Source organism: Sphingomonas bacterium (assembly GCF_903644055.1).
Classification (GTDB): domain Bacteria; phylum Pseudomonadota; class Alphaproteobacteria; order Sphingomonadales; family Sphingomonadaceae; genus Sphingomonas_I.
The window spans coordinates 1-4,214 of the sequence record NZ_CAHJXD010000292.1 but is presented as its reverse complement, the minus strand read 5'-3'; the positions used below and the strand labels follow the sequence as shown (position 1 = coordinate 4,214).

Genomic DNA, 4,214 nt, shown 5'->3' with positions numbered 1-4,214 from the left:
CCGCCGCCGGCCAGGCCTCGTCGAGCTGGACGATCACGCGTCCGTCGACCAGCTCGGCGACGCTCGCCTTGTCCGGGATCGCCAGCCGCTCGGCACCGCGCGGGGTGACGACATAGGTTTCATGGCGGAAGGTATCGAGCGGGCGCTCGATCACGGCGAGCTGCCGCCCCTGCCCGTCGCGCAGCACCGCCGGCGAGACGCCGTAGCCGCCGTCGCCTTTCCCGCCGCGATAGACTTCGACCGCCGCCGACAGCGGCTGGCCGCGCGTCAGCCGCTTGACGATATAGGGATAGCCCGAGGGAGTGAGATCGCCGGGGGTGAAATCGGTCGCGACCAGCAGATGATCGGCATCCTCCCAATCGACGCGATGCTTGCCGCGCGGCAGGTGGAAGCCGCCCGCGACGAAGCCCTGCGTATCGAGGTCATATTCGCGGATCTCGACCGCATCCTCGCCGCCGTCGGACAGCGAGATCAGGCAACGCTTCTCCTCGGGGCGCAGGCACTGGATGCCGCGCATCACCCAGCTCTTGCCCTCGGCCTTGTTGAGCGCGTCCACGTCGAGCACCGTCGTCCAGTGGGGATCGGCGGTCTGATAATCGGCGAGGCTGGTCTTGCGCAGATATCCGCGCAGATGATCGGGATCCTGCCAGAAATTGTAGATTTCGCCGTGGCGGAAGGTAGGCGACGGGATACGATCGCGCGCGCCGGCGATCGCCAGCGCATCGCCATGGTTGGCGGCATAGCGGGGATCGGCCTCCAGCACCTTGGTGGTGGCGGCATTGTGCGTCTCCACCCACGCCATCGCGCGCGGCGAGGAAACCTCCTCCAGCCAGATATAGGGATCCTCCTCGGCAGGCGCCTGCGCGCGGGCGATCCCGGCGAGCGCGGTGGCGGCGAGAAGGGCTAAGGGTATCAGTCGCATCAAGGTCTCCGGTTGCGGCGATCCTAAGCGGCTTTGACTTATGTGCAATATCGCGATCGGCGGTGCGCGCATGCGCTTGCCTTTCGCGAGATCGAACCGCCAAGACGAGGGCGATGGCGCTTCCCCGAAATCGATCCTCGATCAGGACGCGCGCGCTGATCGCAATCGCCTCGGGCTTCGCCGCAGGCTCGCCCGCTTGCGCGCAAGTCGTGACCCCCGCCGATCCCTTCGCCACGATCATCGTCACCGCGCGGAAACGCGCCGAGCCCAGCCAATCGGTGCCGATCTCGATCACCGCCTACGATCAGGCCGCCATCGATCGGCTGGGCATCAGGACGATCGAGGATCTCCGCTACAGCACGCCCTCGCTCTACGTGCAGCCGTCCAACTTCCGGCAGGACGTGATCAACGTCACGATCCGCGGCCAGCAGAATTTTCAGAGCAGCGGGCTGCAATTCGATACCTCGTCCGCCGTCTATGTGAACGGCGTCTATCATGCGCGGCCGGTGGGGCTGACGGGCAGCCTGTTCGATGTCGAAAGCGTCGCGGTGCTCAAGGGGCCGCAGGGCACACTCGTCGGCCGCAACACCACCGGCGGCGCGATCCTCTACGAGACCAGGGCGCCGGCGCGCGATTTCGGCGGCTACATCCGCGCGACGATCGGCGATTACGGCACACGCACGGTGCAGGGCGCGCTCAACCTGCCGGTGACGGGCAATCTCGCGGTGCGCGCCGCGTTCAACTATGATCGCAGCGACGGCTATATCCGCAACTATTACCAGGATCCGGTATCGGGCGCGCGCAACGATCAGCCCGCGATGGGCTATCGCAAGATCGGCGGCATCTTCTCGGCGAAATGGACGCCGGCGGGCGGCTGGAGCCTCCTGCTGCGCGCCAGCGTCTCCGACGAACATTATACCGGGCAGACCTACACCACGCTCGGCGCCTTCACCGGCACGACATTGTCTGCGGGCGGGCGGCCGTCGATCTGCAACATCCCCGCGACCTGCATCGGCTTCACCGATCTGCTCGGGCGCGTCATCACGCCTTATTACGCCGATTATCAGACAGGCGCCGCCGTCAGCACGCTGCCCTCGGCCTATAACGCCGCGCTGGCGCTGGTCGCGCGCGCCGCGCGGCGGAGCTTCTGGAGCACCGAGCAGGCGATCAACAATGTCGACGACGGGCGCTACCAGACGCTGTCGGCAACGATCGACAGGACGCAGGGCGCGATCGACGTCAAATTGCTCACCGCCTATCGCTGGTGGCGCACGGACGGGTCCTCGCAAAATCGCGGACTGCCTTATGTCACCAACGTCTTCCGCTATCGCACGCCCGATTATCGTTCCTGGCAGAGCGACCTGACGCTCAACGGCCGGGCGCTCGCCGATCGGCTCAAATGGACGGCGGGCACCTTCTTCTTCCGCGAGACCAGCCCGCGCGACGGCGACCAGCTCTGGCTGTTCCTGCCGAGCGGGCTTTCGCCGGCGGCGGCGGGCGGGCGGCAGATCACCTATACCGACGCGACGCGCAACGGCGCGCGCAACGCGAGCTACGCGGCCTATGGGCAGGCGACCTACACGATCCTGCCGCACACGCGGCTGACCGCGGGCGCCCGCTATACGATCGATCGGCGCGCCGCCGAACTGGCGACGCAGACGATCCGCTTCCCCGCCACGCCCGCCACCACCACGACCGTCACCAATGGCGTCTACGATCCCGGCGGCACCAGCCTATTCGGCATCACTTACACCGTCTGACGCGCGCCTGCGCGCTGACCGACACGGGCGGGCGCCTGCTGCCGCTCGCGCAATGCGATGCGATCGTGCGGCGCACCTTCCGCAAGCCGACGTGGACGGCGGCGATCGATCGCGATCTGTCCAAGGGCGTTCTGGCCTATGCCACCGCGCGATCGGGCTATCGATCGGGCGCGATCAACAGCGCGGCGATCAATCCGGCGGTCATCACCGCCAGGCCCGAACGCGTGATCGATTACGAGCTCGGCGTGAAGGCGGACTGGACGCTGGGCGGCGTGCCCGTCCGCGCCAATCTGGCGGTATATTCGACCGCCTATCGCGACATCCAGATCCAGGCGACGCTGCCCAATATCACGCTCGCGACCGCGCCCGGCGGCCCCTGCACGCAGGCGCTTTACGATGCCGGGCAGTGCACGGGCTTTTCGAACGACAGTGTCACGCTCAACGCGCGCAAGGCGCGGGTGAAGGGGTTCGAGTTCGAGCTGATGGCGAGGCCGCTCCACGGGCTGACGCTCCAGGCCTCGGGCAGCTATCTCGATGCGCGATACACCGACTATAGCTTCACGCCGCCGCCGGGCTATCTGGCGCCGACGGGCACCGCCAACCTTTCAGGCACGCGTTTCCCCTTGCCCAAATGGCAGCTCAACGGATCGATCCTCTATTCGCGATCGACGCCGATCGGGCTGCTCGACCTGAGCTGGCACAGCTATTGGCAGAGCCGTTACGAGGCGGACCTGCGCAGCTTCAATCCCGCGCAGGCGACGCGCGGCTATGCGCTTTCGGACGTGCATCTCGGGATCGACGGCCTGTTCGGCAGCCGCTTCGACGTGAGCGCGGCGATCCGGAACATCCTCGGCAAGCAGGCCTGCGTGCCCGAACCGCAGGGCGTGCTCAACTCCGCGCCCAACGGCACCTTCGGGGTCGCGGGCACCAGCGGGGTGCTGCAATGCATGCCGCTGGCGCCGCGCCAATATGGCGTGACGATCACCTACCGGTTTTAGGTTTGCTAGAGTCTTGATTCTCGTCACCCCGGCCTTGAGCCGGGGTCCCGCTGCCTGCCGACGCTGAAAAAGAAGCGGGACCCCGGCTCAAGGCCGGGGTGACGTTTCGGCTTGAACAGGACAGCCTCTAAAGCCGGATAGCGGGGGTCTGGGTCGCCATCCGATACGTTCCGCTGACCCGCTTAATCATGCGTGGTGCGGCGCGCGTTGCTGGCGATCGCGCGGTCGATCCCGGCGAGCGCCTTGGCGCGCACTTCGGCGCTCATGCCGCGATCCTGCGCGATTTCGGCGCGGGCTTCGCGCAGCGAGGTGAACACCATCTCCTGGATATGGTTGCCGCACGTCGCCAGCGCGCCGAAATCGGCGTCGGCGGGCATCTTGACGCCTTGGGCCGCACAGGTCGCCGCCAATTCGGCCCGCGCGCTTTCCATCGAGACCCGCACGATCTCGGCGACGTCGGGCATGTCGACTTGCGCGCCGGCGGCATGGCGCGCGGCTTCCGCCGAGCGGCGCGCGGCGATCGCCGCTTCGCGC

General features: G+C 67.4%; 3 protein-coding genes and 1 pseudogene. 2 read left to right on the top strand and 2 right to left on the bottom strand.

The window, feature by feature from the left end; all coding sequences use genetic code 11:
• A pseudogene (locus tag HUU94_RS12530) lies at positions 1-922 on the bottom strand (S9 family peptidase); the annotation flags it as partial.
• Between the two features lie 113 nt (positions 923-1,035).
• On the opposite strand from HUU94_RS12530, the gene HUU94_RS12525 reads away from it, so the two are divergent.
• Positions 1,036-2,682, top strand: coding sequence for a TonB-dependent receptor (locus HUU94_RS12525; protein ID WP_174275400.1), 1,647 nt, complete (start codon positions 1,036-1,038; stop codon positions 2,680-2,682).
• Positions 2,683-2,747: 65 nt separating this feature from the next.
• Complete coding sequence (locus HUU94_RS12520) at positions 2,748-3,680, top strand: TonB-dependent receptor domain-containing protein (RefSeq protein WP_174275399.1); 933 nt, start codon at positions 2,748-2,750, stop codon at positions 3,678-3,680.
• Positions 3,681-3,862: 182 nt separating this feature from the next.
• Here the strand turns inward: HUU94_RS12520 and HUU94_RS12515 are convergent.
• On the bottom strand, positions 3,863-4,214 hold a 352-nt coding region (locus HUU94_RS12515), incomplete at its 5' end, for a hypothetical protein (RefSeq protein WP_174275398.1).